Source organism: Aeribacillus sp. JST-2 (genome assembly GCF_056032925.1).
Genome location: NZ_JBVVUU010000002.1, coordinates 161,824 through 180,230, shown reverse-complemented (window position 1 = coordinate 180,230; position 18,407 = coordinate 161,824). Strand labels below are relative to the sequence as shown.

Below are 18,407 nucleotides of genomic sequence, written 5' to 3'. Positions count from 1 at the left end.
TATTATAAAACATAATTATCGGAAATCATCTCTTTTTTTGGCAAAGGGGGCAAAGATATGAATGAAGTCTACATCGGGAGCTTTTTATCCGCTATGTCGACTGGACTAGGAGCAATCCCGATTCTTTTTTTGCAAAAGACGATAAAGCATAGAGGAAGAGACTTGCTGTTGGCATTCAGCGCTGGCATCATGATGGCAGCTTCCATGAGGGGATTGATTCCGGAATCGCTTGCATACGGAACGATTGGGAGCATGTGTGTCGGATTGTTTCTCGGAGTCATTGTATTAACCATTTTGGAAAAAAACATTCCTCATATTGAATTGGGGCACACGAAAAAAGGGTTACAATTTGACGAAAAAGCATTGCTCATCATTTCAGCGATCACTCTGCATAATCTGCCGGAAGGGCTTTCCGTCGGTGTCAGTTATGCCTCTGAAACACAAGAACTCGGTCATTTAATCGCTCTGGCCATCGGGCTCCAAAATGCGCCTGAAGGATTTTTAGTGGCTCTTTTTTTAATCAACCAAAATATTTCAAGATTGAAAGCATTTATCATTGCCACATTGACAGGTGCGATTGAAATCGTGACTTCGTTTATTGGTTTTTATTTGACAACCTTTGTTGAATCTCTTCTATCTTACGGCCTTGCCTTTGCAGCCGGAGCAATGCTTTTTATCATTTATAAAGAATTAATACCTGAAAGCCATGGGGACGGCCATGAACTAACATCCACTTATTCCTTCATCGTCGGTATATTATTTATGCTCATTATTACGGAACTTTTCTAAGATGACTCGCATGTCTTTCAGCGAGTTTTCTTTTTTATGTTAACATGGAGCATAAGCATTAAAATCCCCATGAGACATTTTGGAAAAATGGCTGAATATCCCCATTGTTTCTTAAGATCAACTGATATTCGTTCAATAACTTGTCCAGTTCTTGGCTGATCTCAATCGTCTCTTTGCTGTTGAGGCCGGTGATCTGCGCCATTTCGATCATTTTTTGTCTTTTGATTATAATTTCAATGATCAGCTTCTCTTTTTGTATTTCCTCCTCCACTGACATTTTTTTCACAACCTCCTTCCAAAAATCGAGTCCTTAAGAGAAACGCACTCGGTTATTATTACAGATTCTACTATATTTGTAAATAGATTCGCAAAATTAGACAAATTTTTTATGCAGCAAAAATTGTTTTCTCATTTTAAGGGGAAGATTAAAAAAAATCGGGAAAATAACTAAGGGAGCATGAAATTGCTCCCTTCAGTCTTTCATTCTCACCGCTGTTCCAATTGCGACGACCATCATCATTCCGTCTCTTAACGTTTCAAAATCAAGATCAACTCCAACGATTGCATTTGCACCCAATCTTTCAGCCTTTTCTTTGATCTGTTGAAGAGCGATTTCTCTTCCTTCCGTCAAGCTTATTTTCATACGTGCCGCTTCTTCCTCCGACAATATCGGTAATGCCTGCCAGAAAATCGCGGACGATGTTAGCGCCAAGAATGGTTGTTCCGCTGCCAATCCCTAAATACTCTTCAATTTCTTTTCCTTGCAATGTATTGGTTGTTGTTGTGATCAACATCTCCATTTTCCCCAACCTGCTTTCGTTTGCATGATTTACGTTCATAATCAAAAAAATGTTTCAATTCTTTTTCACAAATCTTCTACTTTTTTTGCAAGATGTAGTAAAATTGTAGCAAAAGGCGAAACTTCTCTGTTTATTCAATCGTATATTTCGGTAAACCTTATATATAGGAGTCGATAAAATGAGATCGTTCATTTTGTTTTTGACAAGAAGCACGGCAGCTTTTTTCTCAACCGTTTTTGTTTGGTTAATTTCTTTTTTCGGATTTGATCAATCATTTTTCTCATCATCCTGTTATGCCATTGCAGGGGGAGTTGCCGTCTATTTCCTTCTCAAAACGTTGCAGAAGAAGCAATGGTTAAAACAAAACGGGTTAACAGGAAGAGAATACAAATATATTTCGGATAATTTAAAAGAGGCGAAACAGAAAATTTCCAGGCTGCAGCGCACCCTATTCAAAGCCCGTTCCATTGAAACGATCCAACAGTTAGTCGAAGCGGTTCGTCTGTCAAAACGCATTTATCGGATTGCGGAAAAAGAACCGAGACGTTTCTATCAAGGAGAACAATTCTTTTTCTATCATTTGGATTCGTGTGTAGAGCTCGCGGAAAAATACACATACCTTGCTTCGCAGCCGATACGAGATCAAAACATCCGTGCATCATTAGGGGAAACAAAGCGGATGCTGTCTCATATTTGCTCTTCTCTAGAGAAAGATTTAATTGCCGTATTATCCGATGATATCGATCATCTTCAATTTGAATTAAATGTTGCGAAAAAGCAAGCGTTAGAGCGAAAAGAAAGGTGATTGCATTGGTCAATAAAAAGGAAATGGATCTCATGGATGAACTTTTGTCAAACCCTTTCGGTGACAGTCAAGAGCAGACATTGCCGATTCAGGAATCTGGAGAAAAAAATGCATGGAAACTCATTGACAAACTTCCTGCAGAACATCGGGAAAAAGCTATTCAACTCGCCTCGCAAATTGATCATAAAAATCGGCATTCAATCGTTCAATTTGGAGCAAGCGCCCAACAAAAACTTTCAAGTTTTTCCCATGAAATGCTCAATTATGTTCAAAAGAAAGATATTGGCCCTGTTGGCGACATTTTAACAGAGTTGATGAACAAACTGGAACAAGTAAAACCGGAAGAGCTCGTTCCGGAAAAACGAAACGTTTTTGCCCGCCTTTTCGGCAAAATTTCAAATTCCATTCAGGAACTATTGTCAAAATATCAAAAAATCGGCTCACAAATTGAACGAATCACAGTGAAATTAGAGCAATCAAAATCAGTTCTTCTTTCTGACATCAAGATGCTCGATCGTCTGTATGAATACAATAAAGAATACTTTCAAGCGCTGAATATTTATATTGCTGCCGGGGAATTAAAGCTGGAAGAGCTCCACACTAAAATCATTCCGGAGCTTAAGAAAAAAGCGGAGCTGGCAGAAGATCAAATGGCGGTTCAAGAAGTGAATGACATGATACAATTCGCAGACAGGCTGGAGAAGCGGATTCATGATTTGAAATTATCTAGGCAAATCACAGTCCAAAGCGCCCCGCAAATCCGAATGATTCAAAATATGAATCAAACATTGGCGGAAAAAATCCAATCATCCATTTTAACCGCTATCCCTTTATGGAAAAACCAAATTGCCATTGCACTTACCCTTTACCGGCAAAAAGGGGCGCTTGAGGCACAAAAACAAGTAACAAAAACGACTAACGAGCTGCTGTTAAAAAATGCTGAAATGTTAAAAACGAACACAATCGAAACCGCAAGAGAAAACGAACGCGGAATCGTTGATGTTGAAACATTGAAAAAAACACAGGAAGATCTCATTTCAACGATTGAAGAAACGATCCGTATTCAACAGGAAGGACGGATGAAACGGCAGCAAGCCGAACAGGAGCTTCTACAGCTTGAAAACGACTTGAAATCAAGGCTTTTGCAATTCAAATCAGAATAAAACGAAACAAACTTCCCCGAAAAAATTGTTTCAAAAGCTTTCATTCGGAAAAACCGGATAAACAACTTTTTTCTATTTTGTTAAAAAATATCCGCCTTTCGCCGAAATGGTTGGAGAAAGGCGATACTTTCCCTTCTTGAATCACTCCCATCCCCTTGCAGCCCCAAATATACAAGTGGATGGTTTTTCACTTTAATCGGGCAATTGCCGCTTCTCCCCTCACTCTTCTTTCACTTTAATCAAACTGACACTTCCTCCATTTGCTTTAAATGATGAATGACATCATAAAACGTATCAAAGCTTCTATGATTTAAACCTAATTGACGGCATTTTTCAAAAAGAAAATCTCTTGCAATCACAATATCGGCCAGCTTTGCCGCTTCCAAATCCGTAATCGAATCCCCAATAACGATTACGTAGTGATCATTGGAAGCAATCTTGCGAATAATCGATGCCTTGCATAATCCGCAATGTTGATCACAATGTTCATCACATTCATGAAGCCATTCAATGTTGATAAAATCCCCTGAAAAATCGGCGTTATTGCAAAAAATATGATCTTCCGGAATAAGCGGTTTTAACAACGGTTTCACAAAAAAATCCATTCCGCTGCTGACAACATATAATGGCAATTTGTTTCTTTTCGTATATTCGACAAGTGCTTGAAACCCTTCACGAATTTCGGCTGTTGATAACACATATTCAATCACATCGTATACTTTGTAGGAGAGCAACAGCGAAAACATTTGTTCCAATCCTTCTTTAACGGATATTTTTTCCGACAACATTTTCTCCTTAAGCCTCTTCCATTCGGGAGGCGCAAATTTTTTCATGATGGCAACAACGGTGTCTTCTTTTGTGATTGTTCCAACAAAATCACATATGATAAGCGGTTTTTTCATCCTTTCACCTCTACGATAGAACTTACACAAATAAAAAACCTCTTTTCGCAGCCTTGCGAGAAGAGGTTGGAAGTTTCATTTACGAAACATCCTTATCTCTCAGCAACATGCTGCAAGAATTAGCACCGTGCTTAAAATAAGCCGGTTGCCGGGCTTCATTGGGCTCGTCCCTCCGCCTGCTCTTGATAAGAATGTATGGCATATAAATTTTTTCGTGTTAAATTAATTCGGATTATGCCAGTCTTTCAGCTATTTGTCAATCCTTTTTTGCGAACTTTAAAAAATATGTAATATGTAAAAGATAAATAAGCGAATCATGAAAATCAACGGTTTTCCCTTTCAAAAGCTTGCGAAGAAACTGTTCCCCTTTTTCGGAAACTGCTGATCCGGCCAAAAGCCGTATGGAAAATAAGAAAAACATATCGAAGGAAAGCCTTTGGGAACCCGAAGCAAAGCGTTTTCGTGCTCACCCAATACACCTCTTGAATTTCTCACAAAATACCGTATATTGGAATTATCTACTTGTAAAGAATCAACGTCAGGCGGTGATGAGATGGAAATCACAATCTCTTGTTTGCAAACGAATATTTTTCCCTGCAACCCGGAGCTAAATATTGAACATATGAAAAACAAGCTTATGGAAGCAATGAATAAGGCGCCGGACATTGTCGTCATGCCGGAACTTTGGACGACCGGATATGATCTTGAACGTTTCTCTTACATCAGTGATGCAGAAGGAAGCATCACAAAATCTTTTTTAAGCAAATGGGCGAAAGCTTACAATATCCATATTGTGGGCGGTTCCGTCGCTAAAAGAACGAACCAAGGCATTTATAATACGATGTATGTTGTGAATCGGAACGGAAGGATCATCCATGAATACAGCAAGCTTCATTTGTTTCGATTAATGGATGAAGACAAATATTTACAATCCGGGCAAGATGATAGCTATTTTGAGTTGCCAGGCATCCCGGCTTGCGGGGTGATCTGTTATGATATCCGTTTTCCTGAATGGATCCGGATTTCCGTCTTAAAAGGGGCAAAAATTTTATTTGTTGCCGCCGAATGGCCGAAGCAGCGCTTGGATCATTGGCGGACGCTCCTTTTAGCACGCGCGATCGAAAACCAATGTTTTGTTGTCGCTTGCAATCGTGTCGGATCTGACGGAAAAAATGATTTTGCAGGCCATTCCATCATCATCGACCCGTGGGGAGAAGTAATGGCCGAAGGAGGCGAACAGGAAGAGATTGTCACGGCAAAAATTGATTTGAACAAAGTGGTTCAAGTGCGGGAAATGATTCCGGTTTTTGCTGACCGCCGACCTGATTTTTATACATGTGAATAATTGATGACTCCCCATGAGTATATCAAAGGGATCATTACAGAAAAAAGAACCCTTTCAAAGCCATTTCGGGGCAAAATCAGCATATTGTTTCGCTAAACTCTGCGGCTTTTTCCGAAGAGTTTTAAATTCTATCCATTATAATGAACAAACGCGCTTCTCCAAATCCAGCAAAAAAGCTTTTTTATCTACTTGATTTCCTGCATAGCCGACAAGTTTTCCATTTTGGCCGATCACCCGATGGCACGGAACAATAATCGGAAGCGAGTTCGCCTTGTTTGCTTGGCCTACCGCCCTGACTGCTCTCGGATTTCCGATAGCTGCTGCTACCTCTTGGTAACTGCGGACTTGGCCGAACGGAATATTCATCAGTTCTTTCCAAACTTTCTCCTGAAATGGAGTACCGCTTTGCTGAAAAGGAAAGGTGAATTCGGTTCGTTTTCCTTCAAAATATTCTTCCAGCTGCTTTGCCGCCTCTTTTAAAAGCGGTGTGGCTTTGTTTAAAACATGAGGAGAGCCGAGAAGCTTCTCCCATTCATTCTCATCCATTAGGACAGAGATTATGATCCCGTCTCTTTCAACTATTCCTATTTCTCCAAGCGGAGTCGAAATAGCACTGAAATAAACCATAACACACCTCAAATGTCTATTTTTCGATTGGGAGTGAAATATAAAAAGTGGTTCCATGTCCGACTTTGCTTTTTACTTTCACTTTTCCTTTATGTTCTTCAATAATTTTATAGCTGACCATAAGTCCCAGGCCAGTTCCCCTGTCCTTCGTTGTATAAAAGGGTTCTCCGAGCCGTTTTAATTTATCTTTGGAAATTCCCGGTCCTTCATCTTGTATGGCAATTTGCACCCATTTGTCGTTTTTTCGATGTATGGACACAAATATATTTCCGCCATTTGGCATAACCTCAATGGCATTTTTCAAAATATTGATGAACACTTGCTTCAATTGATTTGGCTCACAATAAATGTCAGGGACGTTTTCATACTCTAAATAGATTTGCACATTCACCAATATCGCTTGGGCATTCAGCAGGTCAATCGTATCTTTCATGATTTTAATGATATTTTTCTGCTCGAATCGCACCGCCTGTGGTTTGGCCAAAATAAGAAATTCAGTGATGATCGATTCGATTCTTTTTAACTCGGAAGTAATTACATTGAAATATAATGAATGATCCTCTTTTATGCTTCCTTGCAAAAGCTGAATGAATCCTTTTAATGCTGTCATTGGATTCCGAATTTCGTGGGCGATTCCGGCTGCCAGCTCACCGACAACATTTAATGTATCGGATTTTCTTAGACATTCTTCCATTTCTTTCCTTTCAGTAATATCACGAAAAATCGCCAAATTCATGTTTTCAATTATGCTCCGTTTAAAGGAACATTCAATGATTCTTTCTTGCCCGTTTTTCAATGTTAACACAAATTCTTTTGTTAATCCATTCTGATTCCAATCATTCATATTTTTTATGGAAAACAGTTCCAACAGACAATATTGATCTATTTTTTTGTTTGATAATCCTAAAATTTGTTTTGCCACCGGATTTGCATCGACAATCATCCATGAATCATCAAACAAAACAATTCCGTCCATGGCGCCGTTAAAAACGTTGCGAAACTTTTGTTCGCTTTCCCGAAGCTCTTTTTCCATCCGTTTTCGGTCGCTGACATTTCGTAAAATGGTCATATGGGTCCGTTCTTTCGGATTGTATTTTGAAGTGAATTCCAGTTGTTTCTTTTGTCCGTTCGGCATATAAAACATCAGTTCTTCTCTTATAGCACCTGTTTTCAAGTAGTGATGTATAATTTTCCGAAATTTCGGATCCCTCCGATTAATAAATTGCAGCAAATTGCTTTTCAACAGATTGTGAATAGGAAGTTCAAATATGCGGCAAGCCCATTGGTTGGCTTTTTGAATGTTTCCTTTTTCATCCCAAATAATGATGGCATCGAGTGCATTTTCAAATACTTCTCTAAATCTTTCTTCGCTTTCAATTAATTGTTGTTCCATTTTTCTTTTCTCGGTTATATCGCGCATGATGGACATGTAAAAGCCGTTGAATATATTCGAAGTGATCGTATATTCAAAAGTTCTCTTTGCGCCGTTTTTTAATTTTACCGGAAGTTCCCCTTTCATTCTTCCTTTTTTTTGAATGGTTTCCATAAAGGAAGAAGCCATTTCATCCGATTCAATAAAATCGGAAATTTTATGCTTGTTCAATTCGTTCGGATTAATGCAAAAACTTGAACAAAATGAATTGTTCGCATCAACAAAAAATCCTTTATGATCAATGATGGCAATCCCGTCAACGGCTCGTTCAAATAAATCCTGAAAAAGCTGATCATTGATTGACTGTTCACGTTCAAGCAGCTTTCTTTTGGAAACATCCCGCAAAATCAGCAGATTATATGATTCAAACACTTTTTCACATAAGCTGTATTCCACATATTTAATCCGTCCGTTTGGCAATTTCAGCAAACATTCTTCTTCATAATCCCCTTTATCATCATTGCATGTTTTGAAATTCCAATCACCGTTCGGCATCATAAATATGAAATCTTGGAACGATTTTTTCATCAATTCCTCGCAAGTCATTTCAAACAATCGGCAGGCGGCCTGATTCACCATATAAATTTGATCATTCGGATCCAAGAGCACCATGGCATCCAATGAATGGTCAAAAAGTCGATAAAAATTGTCCAGCTTTTTTCTCAGCTTTTCATTTTCCTCATTTGCTTTTTTCCAACGTCTCATCCATAGGCTGCCTTCTAATGTCATCACCTTTTGCTTCATTGTTCCCACCCCTTATTTGACACACTCTCTCCGCTTTTTCATTTTCTACAATTCCCCGCTAAATTCCTTCATTTCTTAAAAATTTGGGAATTTTGTTATATCTTTTCCATACTGTATGCCATACAGAAAAGTTTACAAATATAAAAATTTTGCTTATAGTTGAATATGGTATGTAGAAGTGGATAAAAATGATTTTTTGATACAAATTGCTTTTGAAGGTGATGTTATGAAAGAACGCGACAATTATTTTGATAATGCCAAATTTGTCTTGATTTGCCTCGTCGTGTTCGGTCATTTTATACGGTCAACGATTGAAGAAAATGATTTCATGATGAATTTGTACAAGTTTATTTATACGTTTCACATGCCTGCGTTTATCTTAATTTCCGGCTATTTTGCGAAAGGGTTTAAAAAGAAAGGATATGTCAAAAAAATAACGAAAAAGCTGATTTTCCCTTATTTGATTTTCCATGGAATTTATACGGTGTACTATACGTTAATCAAGGGGGAAAATTTTCTTTCATCGATGGATCCCTTAAATCCTCACTGGTCCCTCTGGTTTTTGATCAGCTTGTTTTTCTGGAACATCATGCTCTTTCCTTTTTCAAAACTGAATAAATTCGCGGCTCTTTTCATCTCATTTGCCATTGGAATCTTGGCTGGCTACTTTGATTTCATCAGCAACTATTTAAGCCTTTCGCGCACGTTCGTTTTCCTTCCCATCTTTTTGGCCGGATTTTATTTGAATAGCGGACATTTCCGTTCCATCGTCAAATGGCCGATGCGCTTAACAAGCTTTATTGCTTTATCGTTGATCTTTGTTTCTTACTTTCACCTTTCTTTTGACTACGAATGGCTGTTTGGCTCCAAACCGTATTCTGCCTTTGGCGATCCTGATTTCACATCAGCTTTGACGAGACTTGGATTTTATTTGTTGACATTTGTGACGACGTTCGGTTTTCTTTCCTTCATTCCAAGAAAACGCTACTTTTTTACAAAATGGGGGGCAAGAACATTTTATGTATATTTGCTTCATGGATTCATTATCCAAACGATCAGGGAGAGCGAATTGGAAAATTGGGTGATGGAAATAGAAAATACTTTGATCATTGCCGTAATCTCAGTCATGATCACCTTTATCCTGTCCAGCAATCCCGTGAAAGCATTTACCCAGCCAATAATTGAACTCCGGGCAACGCAACTGAAAAAATTAGTAAAAATTCATAATTAAACCGGGCGCAAAAGAGTGCACCCGGTTTTTCACTGCCGTTTAAGGCTTCGCTTCAATTACTTTCAAAAGGCAATTTTCTCTCCCTTTCTCTATAAATCTTCGACAATGAGATAAGCAGTTTTCACCGGCCCGTGCACACCGACAACTAAATTCATTTCAATATCAGCGGAATTGCTCGGTCCGGAAATAAAATTTATGCAAGAAGAAATGTCCTCTCCCCGTTCCTGCATTTGATGAATGAGTTCCGCTGCCTGCGTCATCCGAGGAACAATCGTACTTTTTGGAATGATTGCGATATAAGTTGTCGGCAAAAGGCTGACAGCCCTTCCTTTCCCGCCTCCATTAAATAATACAACTGTTCCTGATTCAGCAAGTGTCAAATCGCTAAAAGTGATGCCAACGTTTGCTTTTTCGGCCATTTTCAAATTTTCTTCTCCATTTTCCGGATTCCATATATAAACGTCCATCCCTTCGCTCGGCAGTTCCTTTTCAAGAAATGTTGCTAGACCGAAAGCTTCAAACCTTGGATCGTCCCAAACCGTCACAGGGCCTCCTCCATAAAAGTCAATTGCTTCCTTCAGCATACTTTTCAATGTTTGTTTTTCCGCTTTATAAACGTCCACATGAATATTTGCGCATTGCTTGATCAATACATTAACTAACTCATCTGTTGACGCTCCTGCAAGAACTTTTTGTTGAGGGTGATATGACCATGCCGGCCGCCTTACCCCTTCCGTTCGGACTTCCCTTTTTAAACGATTGGCAATCGTTTTCAAGAAGAAGTCGCGATTTTGAACAGTGCCTTTCATGAACGACCACCCACCCCGTTTTTGTGCTCTTTAAACCAATTTCGAAAACTGTTCTTTTCGGGTGCGGGGAATTCGCGAATCGATGTCCATGCCTTTAGCGGTCCAATACCGTTTGAGATAATCCCTTCTTTCGCAAACGGTTTCAAAGCGTTTGGCGCTATCTTTGTTCCCCACTTGTAAAGTTTTTGGTTGGCCGCTCCCAAACCGAAAGCCTTCATGGCCATTTTTTCGCTGATTGGCGCCCGTCCTTCTTTTTCCACAATAACCTGTCTGTGTTTTAATAATAGCTCATGCAAAGGAATTTTAACAGGGCAAGCTTCCGTACATGCCGCACAAAGCGTTGAAGCATAGGGCAGTTCTTTGTAGTCGTCATATCCGCCGATCAATGGCGACAACACCGCACCAATCGGACCGGAATAAATCGATCCATATGAGTGGCCGCCGATATGCCGGTAAACTGGACAAACGTTTACACATGCCGCACAGCGAATACATTGTAATACGGATTGAAATTCAGTTCCTAAAATATTGGATCTGCCGTTATCCACAATCACTAAATGAAATTCTTCCGGTCCGTCTACATCCCCTTCTTCTCTCGGTCCGGTTAAAACGGTTACATAGCTGGTCAGTTTCTGGCCAACAGCACTTCTCGTCAGCAGGCTGACAAGGACATCCAGCTCTTCAAATGTCGGCACAATCCGTTCCATTCCCATAACGGTAATTTGCGTCTTCGGAACAGTTGTGACCATTCTGGCATTCCCCTCGTTTGTGACAAGACAAAATGAACCCGATTCTGCGATGGCAAAATTGCAGCCTGTTATTCCTACATCAGCTGTTAAAAATTCGTTTCTGAGCATTTGCCGCGCATGAAGGGCGAGTTCTTCCGGTTTTTCCGTCTTTGTATAACCGAGTTTTTTCATAAAGACATCGCGGATTTGCTCCTTATTTTTATGCAAGGCGGGTGCCACAATATGGGAAGGAGGATCATGATCATCGACTTGCAGAATATATTCCCCAAGATCTGTTTCAATGACTTGGCAACCCGCTTCTTCCAAGCTTTGGTTCAAATGAATTTCTTCCGTAACCATCGATTTTGATTTGACGACCTTTTTCGCTTCCTTTTGTTCAATAACACCGCGAATATAATTTCTTGCTTCTTCCGCCGTACTGGCAAAGAAAACATGTCCTCCTCTTTTTGCAACATTTTCGCTTAACTGGAACAAATAAAAATCCAAATTGTCCAATGTATGCTTGCGGATTTGTTCACCGAGAGATCTCCATTCTTCCCAATTGCCCAGTTCTTCAGCAGCTTCTAATCTTCTTTGTCTCAACCGTTCCTGCGCATCGGCAACGGCATTTCGCATAAAGTCATTTTTTAAATTTGTTTCCAGTCTTTGTCCGAAAGGCTGATCGCTAATTTTCATCGCCATCGTTTTCCCCTCCCTTATTCCACGCTGTTTAACACTTCGGCAATGTGCATGACTTTAACAGGTTTACCTTTCCTCATGATCCGGCCGCCAATATTCATTAAACAGCCGCAATCCGCTCCGATTAAATAATCGGCCCCCGTTTCTTCAATGTGGCGAACTTTTTCATCGACCATTTGCTCTGAAATTTTTTCCATTTTGACCGAGAATGTTCCGCCAAAACCGCAGCAATCATATGCGTTTTTTAACGGAATGACCTCCAAACCTTTCACATTGGAGAGCAGCTTAAATGGCGCATCTTTTACTGCCAAAAGGCGCGTCATATGACAGGAGGTGTGATACGTCGCTTTTCCATGCAGCGTTGCCCCCACATCTTCCACCTTCAATACATTGACAATGAATTGTGTTAATTCATATGTTTTTTCCGCCAGTTTTTTTGCTTTTTCTCCCCATTCGGGATCATCGGAGAAAATTTGCGGATACTCATGAAACATTGTTGCACACGAACCGGAAGGAGTGACAACATATTCAGCGTCTTCAAATGTTCGTATCATGTTTTTCATCGCCCTTTTAGCATCGCTTACATAACCACTGTTAAAAGCAGGCTGGCCGCAGCAAATTTGACCTTCCGGAAATTCAACCTGACAGCCGAGCCGTTCCAGCAGTTCGACCGCAGCTTTTCCCACAGAGCCGTTAAAAACATCTACTAAACAAGTAACAAACAAGGAAACTTTCATTTTTGCTCCCCCTTGTAAATCGTTTTATCTATGAAACCCTTTACATTCACTTTAGCGCTTTTTATTTTTTAAGTCAACCGGTCATCAGATGACTCTGTTTTGTTATATAAACGACCTTGTTCATTATTTCGCATTTTTGCAAATGTTTCATTTATACTGTTGATTTGCTACTATATATTATGATTAGAACAATCAACTAATGGGTGCGGATTTTGATAATGAGGTGAAAAATCCTGTGAAATATAAAGAAATAAAACGGAAAAAAATTTATGAGCAAGTAGCGGAAACGATTTTTGACATGATAAAAGAGGGGGTGCTCAAACCCGGTGACAAATTGGACTCGGTTCAACAATTGGCCGAAAATTTTCAAGTGGGCAGAGCGGCGATCCGTGAAGCTTTAAGCGCCTTGCAAGCAATGGGATTGATCGAAATGAAACAAGGAGAAGGAACATATGTCCGCTCATTTGATCCTTCCATGATATCCTTTCCCATTTCGATTGCGGCGTTAATGAAAAAAGAGGACATTGTTCACTTAATGGAAGTAAGGAAACTTTTAGAAGTCGGTACAGCTGCAGTCGCTGCCCGAAAGCGGACGGAGAAAGATTTAAAAACAATGGAGCATGCGCTTGATCGCATGCGGGAAGGACTTGGAAATAAAGAACTTGGCGATGAAGCTGATTTTCTTTTCCATATGGCAATTGCTGAAGCTTCCCAAAATCCGATGTTAATAAACTTGATGAATAATATTTCAGGTTTGATGATTGAGACGATGCGAGAAACAAGAAGAATTTGGCTGTTTTCCGATCAAACTGCAAGCGAGCAGTTATTAGATGAACATATGCTCATTTTCGAAGCGATCCGTGAACAAAAGGAAGATCTTGCACAACAACAAATGAACAGACATTTGGTCAATGTTGAAAATGTGCTGGCAAAATTTTTTCAGGAAGCTCCCATTTCCAACCAAAACGAAGTGAAATAAGAAAACTATTTTTATGCTGCAATTTTTCAATTCAAAAGGAAAAAGGTGCAAAACGATGAACATAGTTGTGAGTGCTTTAAATGCAAAATACATCCATACAAATTTGGCCATCCGCTATTTAAAAGCATATGCAAAGCCGGAATTTGATGTTCAAATGAGCGAGTATACAATTAAAGATCCGGCGATGAACATTGTGACCGATCTTTTCCGAAAAAATCCTCGAATATTGGGATTCAGCTGCTACATTTGGAACATTGAAGAAACGATCAAAGTGATCAAAATGTTGAAAAAAATAAAACCGGAGCTGTTGATCGTGTTAGGAGGCCCTGAAGTATCTTATGATACAAAAGAGTGGATGGAGAGAGTTCCGGAAATCGATTTTATTGTCATCGGCGAAGGGGAAGAAACGTTTAAGCAGTTTTTACAGGAAGCCCACGGAAACCAAGAATGGGAAAAAGTGAGCGGACTTGCTTTTAGGAGAAATGGGCAGATTTTCATAAATCCGCAGCGAAATAAAATCGATCTGCGCAAAATGCCGTCGCCGTTTCGCTTTGAAGAGGATTTGCCGCATCTCTCCAAACGAATCACGTATATCGAAACAAGCCGCGGATGTCCGTTCAGCTGCCAATTTTGTTTGTCTTCCATTGAGGTTGGTGTTCGTTATTTTGACCGGGAAAAAATTAAGGAAGATATTCGTTTCTTAATGAAAAATGGTGCGAAAACGATCAAATTTGTCGACCGCACTTTTAACATCAGCCGCAAGTATGCGATGGACATGTTTCAATTTTTAATCGACGAGCATGTGCCGGGAGTCGTTTTTCAATTTGAAATTACCGGGGACATCATGCGTCCGGAAGTGATTCAATTTTTAAACGAAAAGGCGCCGAAAGGGTTGTTCCGGTTTGAAATCGGAGTTCAATCGACAAACGATTTGACGAATGAACTAGTAAAAAGGAAACAAAACTTCGCCAAACTGTCCAGAACAGTGAAAATGATCAAAGAAGGCGGAAAAATTGATCAGCATCTTGATTTAATTGCTGGGCTTCCTGAGGAAGATTACCATTCCTTTAAAAAAACGTTCAACGATGTATTTGACTTAAGACCGGAAGAATTGCAGCTCGGATTTTTGAAGTTGCTGCGGGGAACCGGTTTAAGAATTGGAGCCGATCATTACGGCTACGTTTACATGGATGTGGCGCCATACGAAATATTGTCCAACAACGTCCTTTCTTTTCATGACATTTTAAAAATTAAACAAGTAGAAGATGTCCTCGAAAAATATTGGAACGATCACCGCATGGACGCAACGATAGAATTTTTGGTCAAAAACGTCTTTGATACACCTTTTGATTTCTTCCAGCAATTTGGGGCGTATTGGGATGAGCGCGGCTGGGCAAGAATCGGCCATCAGCTTGAAGATTTGTTCAAGCGATTGTTTGCATTTTTGAAAGAAAATGAGCCGGAACACCTAGACGTTGCGGAAGGATTTATGAAATACGATTATTTGTGCAGCCAAAAAACGAAGCCGAGGAAGCCTTGGTGGGAAGAAAAGCTTCCAAAAGAAGAGCAATCATCCATTTATCAAACGATTTTGCAAAAACCAGAGCTGCTTGGCGAATCTTTCTTAAAATTATCACTTTCGGAAAAAGATTTGTACAAACATACTGTGTTGGAAAAGCTTCCGTTTGATCCTGAATTATTTGTCAAAAAAGGGCTGCTGATGAGAGAACCGACCATCTTGCTTGTTTATTATGATCCAGCGGAAAAAACTGCTCATCCTTTCACTTTTCCGTTGACGGCACTCAAAAAGGCGGCGGAAGCTTAGCAGCTCCCGCCTTTCTGACGTTTTTTGCTTCCTTGCAAAATATCGTATATTTTTGCTGCATTCGGATCCCCTAGTTCGCTGCCGAACTCTGCATCTTGTTTGGCTTCCTTTTTATTTTTTTCAATCCCTTTCTTTCTATCCATTTGTTTTCCATTTGCTCCTTTTTTCTTCAGTTTGTCCTTTTTTATGGCTAGGCGAGCAAGATTATTGTACAGGCAGGCTTTTCAACAGCGTTTCGCCTGTTTGCGCTGCTTCACTCTAGCCTTGTATTGCTTGCGGTTCATCACCCTTTATTTTTTTCAGATGAAAACCATTTATTCAATGACTTTAGTTGCGCCTTGAATTTTTTGTTTCCTAAGGTGATGTGTCCATAAAAAAGGGGGTGACCGAAAAATGGTTTTTCAGCCCAATCATGAAAAAAGTAAGACCAAAGAATGCTGTTAAATCAACATTCTTTGGTCTTTATTTGGAATCATGTGGCACTAAAATGCGCTTTTCAGACAGACCCTTTACGATGATTGTCTATCTATTTTTGAACACGTTTTTTACTTTTGGAACAACATAATGGCTACCGCCGCGATTTTCAACATCTTCAATCATCATTGCAATTAATAAATCTTTTTGACCGGCATCAACGGCGACAAACCAGCCGTTTTCTTGACCGCTTTCCCCTTTTTCTCTTTTGAGCTCGGCGGTTCCGGTTTTTCCAGCCAACTTCAATCCGTTGATTTGCGGTTCATGACCCGTTCCTTTCGGATCTTCCACTACTTGAATTAAATCTTGAAAGATCATGTTGGCTTGCTCCTGCGAAAGGATATTGCTCTTCCAGAATGATTGTTTTACATCTCCCTCTTTTACGAGAACGGGGGCGGCCATGTTTCCGCCATTAACAAATGCTGTATAGGCGTAAGCCAAATGAAATGGGCTCATTTGAATTTGTCCTTGTCCGTAACCTGAGTCGGCTAAAAGTACTTCGCTGTTTAAACCATTATTGGCGACTTTGGACGTTTCGACAGGAAATGGAAAGGAAATTTTTTCATTAAATCCAAATGACTCAAGGCCTTTCATAAATTTTTCTGCCCCAATGTTTAGTGCCGCTTGGGCAAAATAAATATTATCGGAATAAACAAGGGCGTCGCGCAAATTTACGTTTGTCACTGGAGACGGCACCCTTTTCACATAATAATCTCCCCAGCTTTTATTCTTTTGCCAAGTATCTTTTGCTATCGAAACTTTTTCATTAGGATCGATTGCCCCTGTGTTTAAACCGATGGCGGCAGTCAAAGGTTTTAAAGATGAACCTGGTGCATATACATGAGCAAACTTTGCGATAAACGGTTTATTGGGGTCATCTTTTTTCTTTTCGTATTCTGATTGGAATTTGTTTGGATCATAAGACGGCGCACTCACTAAAGCTAGCGTTTCCCCCGTTTGCGGATTGATGGCTACACCAGCTCCAGAATCATTCGACAATTCCTTGTAGATCCTTTGCTGCAAATCAGCATCAATGGTTAAATGAATATCCTTTCCATTTACAGCTTCTTTTTTGGCGATAACCTCATCGGTTCCTTTTACCTTGATCGTCCATCCTGTCTTACCGTGCAGTTCGTCTTCAAATATTTGTTCCAAACCCGCTGCACCGATTTGTTCGGATGAGCTGTAGCCTTTCTGCTGAAATTTTTCAAGTTCTTCCTTATACATCGGACGCAAATAACCTGTTAAATGGGCTGCGCTTTCGCCAAACGGATATATTCGCCCCGTCACGTTTTTTTTCAAGACGGAAGGAATTTTAAGAAGCTTGCTAACAAGTTCGGTGTCAGCAGGATTCACTATTTTCAGCGGAACAAAAGAATCGTCCTTCACCCAGCTTTGAGACATTTTTTGTTCAATCTCTTCCTCTGAAATCCCCAGCAGCTTTGCTGTTTGCGCAATAATTTCATCCTTTTGATCCGCCATTTTTCCCGGTACAACGCCGATTTCATACAATTGCCCATTAATCGCAAGGCCTTTTCCATTCCGATCAAAAATCTGTCCTCTGATTGGAATCGTTGATTGAATGGAAACCTCCTCCCCCTCATCAAGCTGGGAAAAAATATATGAAGGATTCCATTTTATTTTCCAATCTTCCCCATCATCCGTCTTTTCTTTTTTCAAAACCGCTTCATTTTCAAAGCTTATGTTCCCTGCGATTGTCTCCATTGATACTTGAAAAGGAAATTTTACTTCGCCTTTTTTATCAGGTTTTACTTCTTCATCCGGCTTTGCAAAAGAAACTTTTAAATTTTTCACTTCAATGTCTTGATAGATTTTTTTATAACGAGAAACAAACTCATCTTTTTTTACCTTATTTTTTATTTCGGAAGATAACTGATCATACATTGCTGAAAAATTTTGATCATTCCACTTGGATATAAAGCTTGCAAAGCGATCTTCAGGTTTTGGATCATTTGAACAACCTGCGATGAAAAACAGCGTTATGAAAAATGAAAAGATGATGTTAATGAAACGCACAAATTTCCCCTCCCTTCCACGATCATACCATGACTTGCAAGAAAATGGCATGAACTGTTGATGATAAGTTTGATTTCGTTTTAATCTTTCGCTAAAGGCTAATAATTTCGGACAACATCCTTGTGCGCCAAAAATCTCGAACAAAATCTGTCCTTCATTTGAATTTGTGCACATCTTTAATCATAACGGAAAACGATGGCGTTTTAAAAGAAATTTTTTGAAGCCGAAAAATTCAAATGGATAATGAAAGTTTCTTCAATTTTGTATTATAATTTAAGAAA

General features: G+C 39.6%; 16 protein-coding genes, 1 pseudogene and 1 riboswitch. Of the genes and pseudogenes, 7 read left to right on the top strand and 10 right to left on the bottom strand.

The window, feature by feature from the left end:
• The first annotated feature begins 57 nt into the window (after nucleotides 1-57).
• Complete coding sequence (locus AC0KTX_RS02145) at nucleotides 58-789, top strand: ZIP family metal transporter (protein WP_474250584.1); 732 nt, start codon at nucleotides 58-60, stop codon at nucleotides 787-789.
• Between the two features lie 58 nt (nucleotides 790-847).
• Here the strand turns inward: AC0KTX_RS02145 and AC0KTX_RS02140 are convergent, their stop codons facing one another.
• On the bottom strand, nucleotides 848-1,066 hold the full coding sequence (locus AC0KTX_RS02140) for a Spo0E family sporulation regulatory protein-aspartic acid phosphatase (RefSeq protein WP_474250583.1): 219 nt from the start codon (nucleotides 1,064-1,066) through the stop codon (nucleotides 848-850).
• Nucleotides 1,067-1,261: 195 nt separating this feature from the next.
• Nucleotides 1,262-1,580 (bottom strand): annotated as a pseudogene (locus tag AC0KTX_RS02135) (YbjQ family protein).
• A gap of 187 nt (nucleotides 1,581-1,767) precedes the next feature.
• Between AC0KTX_RS02135 and AC0KTX_RS02130 the strand changes: the two are divergent.
• Nucleotides 1,768-2,394: a 5-bromo-4-chloroindolyl phosphate hydrolysis family protein gene (locus AC0KTX_RS02130; protein ID WP_474250582.1), complete on the top strand. Its 627-nt coding sequence runs from the start codon at nucleotides 1,768-1,770 to the stop codon at nucleotides 2,392-2,394.
• A gap of 32 nt (nucleotides 2,395-2,426) precedes the next feature.
• Nucleotides 2,427-3,557, top strand: coding sequence for a toxic anion resistance protein (locus tag AC0KTX_RS02125; protein WP_474250581.1), 1,131 nt, complete (start codon nucleotides 2,427-2,429; stop codon nucleotides 3,555-3,557).
• Between the two features lie 239 nt (nucleotides 3,558-3,796).
• Here the strand turns inward: AC0KTX_RS02125 and AC0KTX_RS02120 are convergent, their stop codons facing one another.
• A complete protein-coding gene (locus tag AC0KTX_RS02120; protein WP_474250580.1) occupies nucleotides 3,797-4,459 on the bottom strand; it encodes a 2-hydroxy-3-keto-5-methylthiopentenyl-1-phosphate phosphatase in 663 nt (220 codons plus the stop codon).
• 89 nt (nucleotides 4,460-4,548) lie between these two features.
• A riboswitch (SAM riboswitch) is annotated at nucleotides 4,549-4,651 on the bottom strand.
• Between the two features lie 361 nt (nucleotides 4,652-5,012).
• Between AC0KTX_RS02120 and AC0KTX_RS02115 the strand changes: the two genes are divergently transcribed.
• On the top strand, nucleotides 5,013-5,804 hold the full coding sequence (locus tag AC0KTX_RS02115) for a carbon-nitrogen family hydrolase (RefSeq protein WP_474250579.1): 792 nt from the start codon (nucleotides 5,013-5,015) through the stop codon (nucleotides 5,802-5,804).
• A 135-nt stretch (nucleotides 5,805-5,939) separates the two neighbouring features.
• Here the strand turns inward: AC0KTX_RS02115 and AC0KTX_RS02110 are convergent, their stop codons facing one another.
• Both AC0KTX_RS02110 and AC0KTX_RS02105 read right to left on the bottom strand, forming a co-directional pair.
• The gene (locus AC0KTX_RS02110) at nucleotides 5,940-6,431 is read right to left on the bottom strand and encodes a methylated-DNA--[protein]-cysteine S-methyltransferase (protein ID WP_474250578.1); all 492 of its coding nucleotides are present in this window, start codon (nucleotides 6,429-6,431) and stop codon (nucleotides 5,940-5,942) included.
• 16 nt (nucleotides 6,432-6,447) lie between these two features.
• Nucleotides 6,448-8,607, bottom strand: coding sequence for a PAS domain S-box protein (locus tag AC0KTX_RS02105; RefSeq protein ID WP_474250577.1), 2,160 nt, complete (start codon nucleotides 8,605-8,607; stop codon nucleotides 6,448-6,450).
• A gap of 226 nt (nucleotides 8,608-8,833) precedes the next feature.
• Here AC0KTX_RS02105 and AC0KTX_RS02100 point away from each other — a divergent pair, with 226 nt between their 5' ends.
• Nucleotides 8,834-9,838 (top strand): acyltransferase family protein, encoded by a 1,005-nt coding sequence (locus AC0KTX_RS02100; RefSeq protein WP_474250576.1) that lies wholly within the window; start codon nucleotides 8,834-8,836, stop codon nucleotides 9,836-9,838.
• Nucleotides 9,839-9,927: 89 nt separating this feature from the next.
• Here AC0KTX_RS02100 and AC0KTX_RS02095 read toward each other — a convergent pair whose 3' ends face one another.
• Genes AC0KTX_RS02095 through AC0KTX_RS02085 form a run of 3 tightly spaced genes read right to left on the bottom strand, consistent with a single transcriptional unit; the run spans nucleotide 9,928 to nucleotide 12,811 of the window.
• Nucleotides 9,928-10,647 carry a LutC/YkgG family protein gene (locus AC0KTX_RS02095; protein WP_474250575.1) on the bottom strand — a complete coding sequence of 240 codons (720 nt, stop codon included), beginning with the start codon at nucleotides 10,645-10,647 and terminating at the stop codon, nucleotides 9,928-9,930.
• Entirely contained in the window at nucleotides 10,644-12,077 is a 1,434-nt protein-coding gene (locus tag AC0KTX_RS02090; protein WP_474250574.1) for a LutB/LldF family L-lactate oxidation iron-sulfur protein, read from the bottom strand. Before AC0KTX_RS02090 ends, AC0KTX_RS02095 begins: the two co-directional genes overlap by 4 nt.
• A gap of 14 nt (nucleotides 12,078-12,091) precedes the next feature.
• The gene (locus AC0KTX_RS02085) at nucleotides 12,092-12,811 is read right to left on the bottom strand and encodes a (Fe-S)-binding protein (protein WP_474250573.1); all 720 of its coding nucleotides are present in this window, start codon (nucleotides 12,809-12,811) and stop codon (nucleotides 12,092-12,094) included.
• Between the two features lie 235 nt (nucleotides 12,812-13,046).
• Between AC0KTX_RS02085 and AC0KTX_RS02080 the strand changes: the two genes are divergently transcribed.
• On the top strand, nucleotides 13,047-13,790 hold the full coding sequence (locus AC0KTX_RS02080; RefSeq protein ID WP_474250572.1) for a FadR/GntR family transcriptional regulator: 744 nt from the start codon (nucleotides 13,047-13,049) through the stop codon (nucleotides 13,788-13,790).
• 55 nt (nucleotides 13,791-13,845) lie between these two features.
• Nucleotides 13,846-15,615, top strand: a complete 1,770-nt coding sequence (locus AC0KTX_RS02075) for a B12-binding domain-containing radical SAM protein (protein WP_474250571.1) — start codon at nucleotides 13,846-13,848, stop codon at nucleotides 15,613-15,615.
• Here the strand turns inward: AC0KTX_RS02075 and AC0KTX_RS02070 are convergent.
• Complete coding sequence (locus AC0KTX_RS02070) at nucleotides 15,612-15,758, bottom strand: hypothetical protein (protein ID WP_474250570.1); 147 nt, start codon at nucleotides 15,756-15,758, stop codon at nucleotides 15,612-15,614. The two genes, AC0KTX_RS02075 and AC0KTX_RS02070, sit on opposite strands and share 4 nt — an antisense overlap.
• 379 nt (nucleotides 15,759-16,137) lie before the next feature.
• Complete coding sequence (locus AC0KTX_RS02065) at nucleotides 16,138-18,126, bottom strand: penicillin-binding transpeptidase domain-containing protein (protein WP_474250569.1); 1,989 nt, start codon at nucleotides 18,124-18,126, stop codon at nucleotides 16,138-16,140.
• Nucleotides 18,127-18,407: the final 281 nt, after the last annotated feature.

What these genes read in the sequence shown, in the direction of transcription:
- AC0KTX_RS02145 (WP_474250584.1), top strand. Translation starts at nt 58, where the DNA reads ATGAATGAAGTCTACATCGGGAGCTTTTTATCCGCTATGTCGACTGGA.
- AC0KTX_RS02140 (WP_474250583.1), bottom strand. Translation starts at nt 1,066, where the DNA reads ATGTCAGTGGAGGAGGAAATACAAAAAGAGAAGCTGATCATTGAAATT.
- AC0KTX_RS02130 (WP_474250582.1), top strand. Translation starts at nt 1,768, where the DNA reads ATGAGATCGTTCATTTTGTTTTTGACAAGAAGCACGGCAGCTTTTTTC.
- AC0KTX_RS02125 (WP_474250581.1), top strand. Translation starts at nt 2,427, where the DNA reads ATGGATGAACTTTTGTCAAACCCTTTCGGTGACAGTCAAGAGCAGACA.
- AC0KTX_RS02120 (WP_474250580.1), bottom strand. Translation starts at nt 4,459, where the DNA reads ATGAAAAAACCGCTTATCATATGTGATTTTGTTGGAACAATCACAAAA.
- AC0KTX_RS02115 (WP_474250579.1), top strand. Translation starts at nt 5,013, where the DNA reads ATGGAAATCACAATCTCTTGTTTGCAAACGAATATTTTTCCCTGCAAC.
- AC0KTX_RS02110 (WP_474250578.1), bottom strand. Translation starts at nt 6,431, where the DNA reads ATGGTTTATTTCAGTGCTATTTCGACTCCGCTTGGAGAAATAGGAATA.
- AC0KTX_RS02105 (WP_474250577.1), bottom strand. Translation starts at nt 8,607, where the DNA reads ATGAAGCAAAAGGTGATGACATTAGAAGGCAGCCTATGGATGAGACGT.
- AC0KTX_RS02100 (WP_474250576.1), top strand. Translation starts at nt 8,834, where the DNA reads ATGAAAGAACGCGACAATTATTTTGATAATGCCAAATTTGTCTTGATT.
- AC0KTX_RS02095 (WP_474250575.1), bottom strand. Translation starts at nt 10,647, where the DNA reads ATGAAAGGCACTGTTCAAAATCGCGACTTCTTCTTGAAAACGATTGCC.
- AC0KTX_RS02090 (WP_474250574.1), bottom strand. Translation starts at nt 12,077, where the DNA reads ATGGCGATGAAAATTAGCGATCAGCCTTTCGGACAAAGACTGGAAACA.
- AC0KTX_RS02085 (WP_474250573.1), bottom strand. Translation starts at nt 12,811, where the DNA reads ATGAAAGTTTCCTTGTTTGTTACTTGTTTAGTAGATGTTTTTAACGGC.
- AC0KTX_RS02075 (WP_474250571.1), top strand. Translation starts at nt 13,846, where the DNA reads ATGAACATAGTTGTGAGTGCTTTAAATGCAAAATACATCCATACAAAT.
- AC0KTX_RS02070 (WP_474250570.1), bottom strand. Translation starts at nt 15,758, where the DNA reads ATGGATAGAAAGAAAGGGATTGAAAAAAATAAAAAGGAAGCCAAACAA.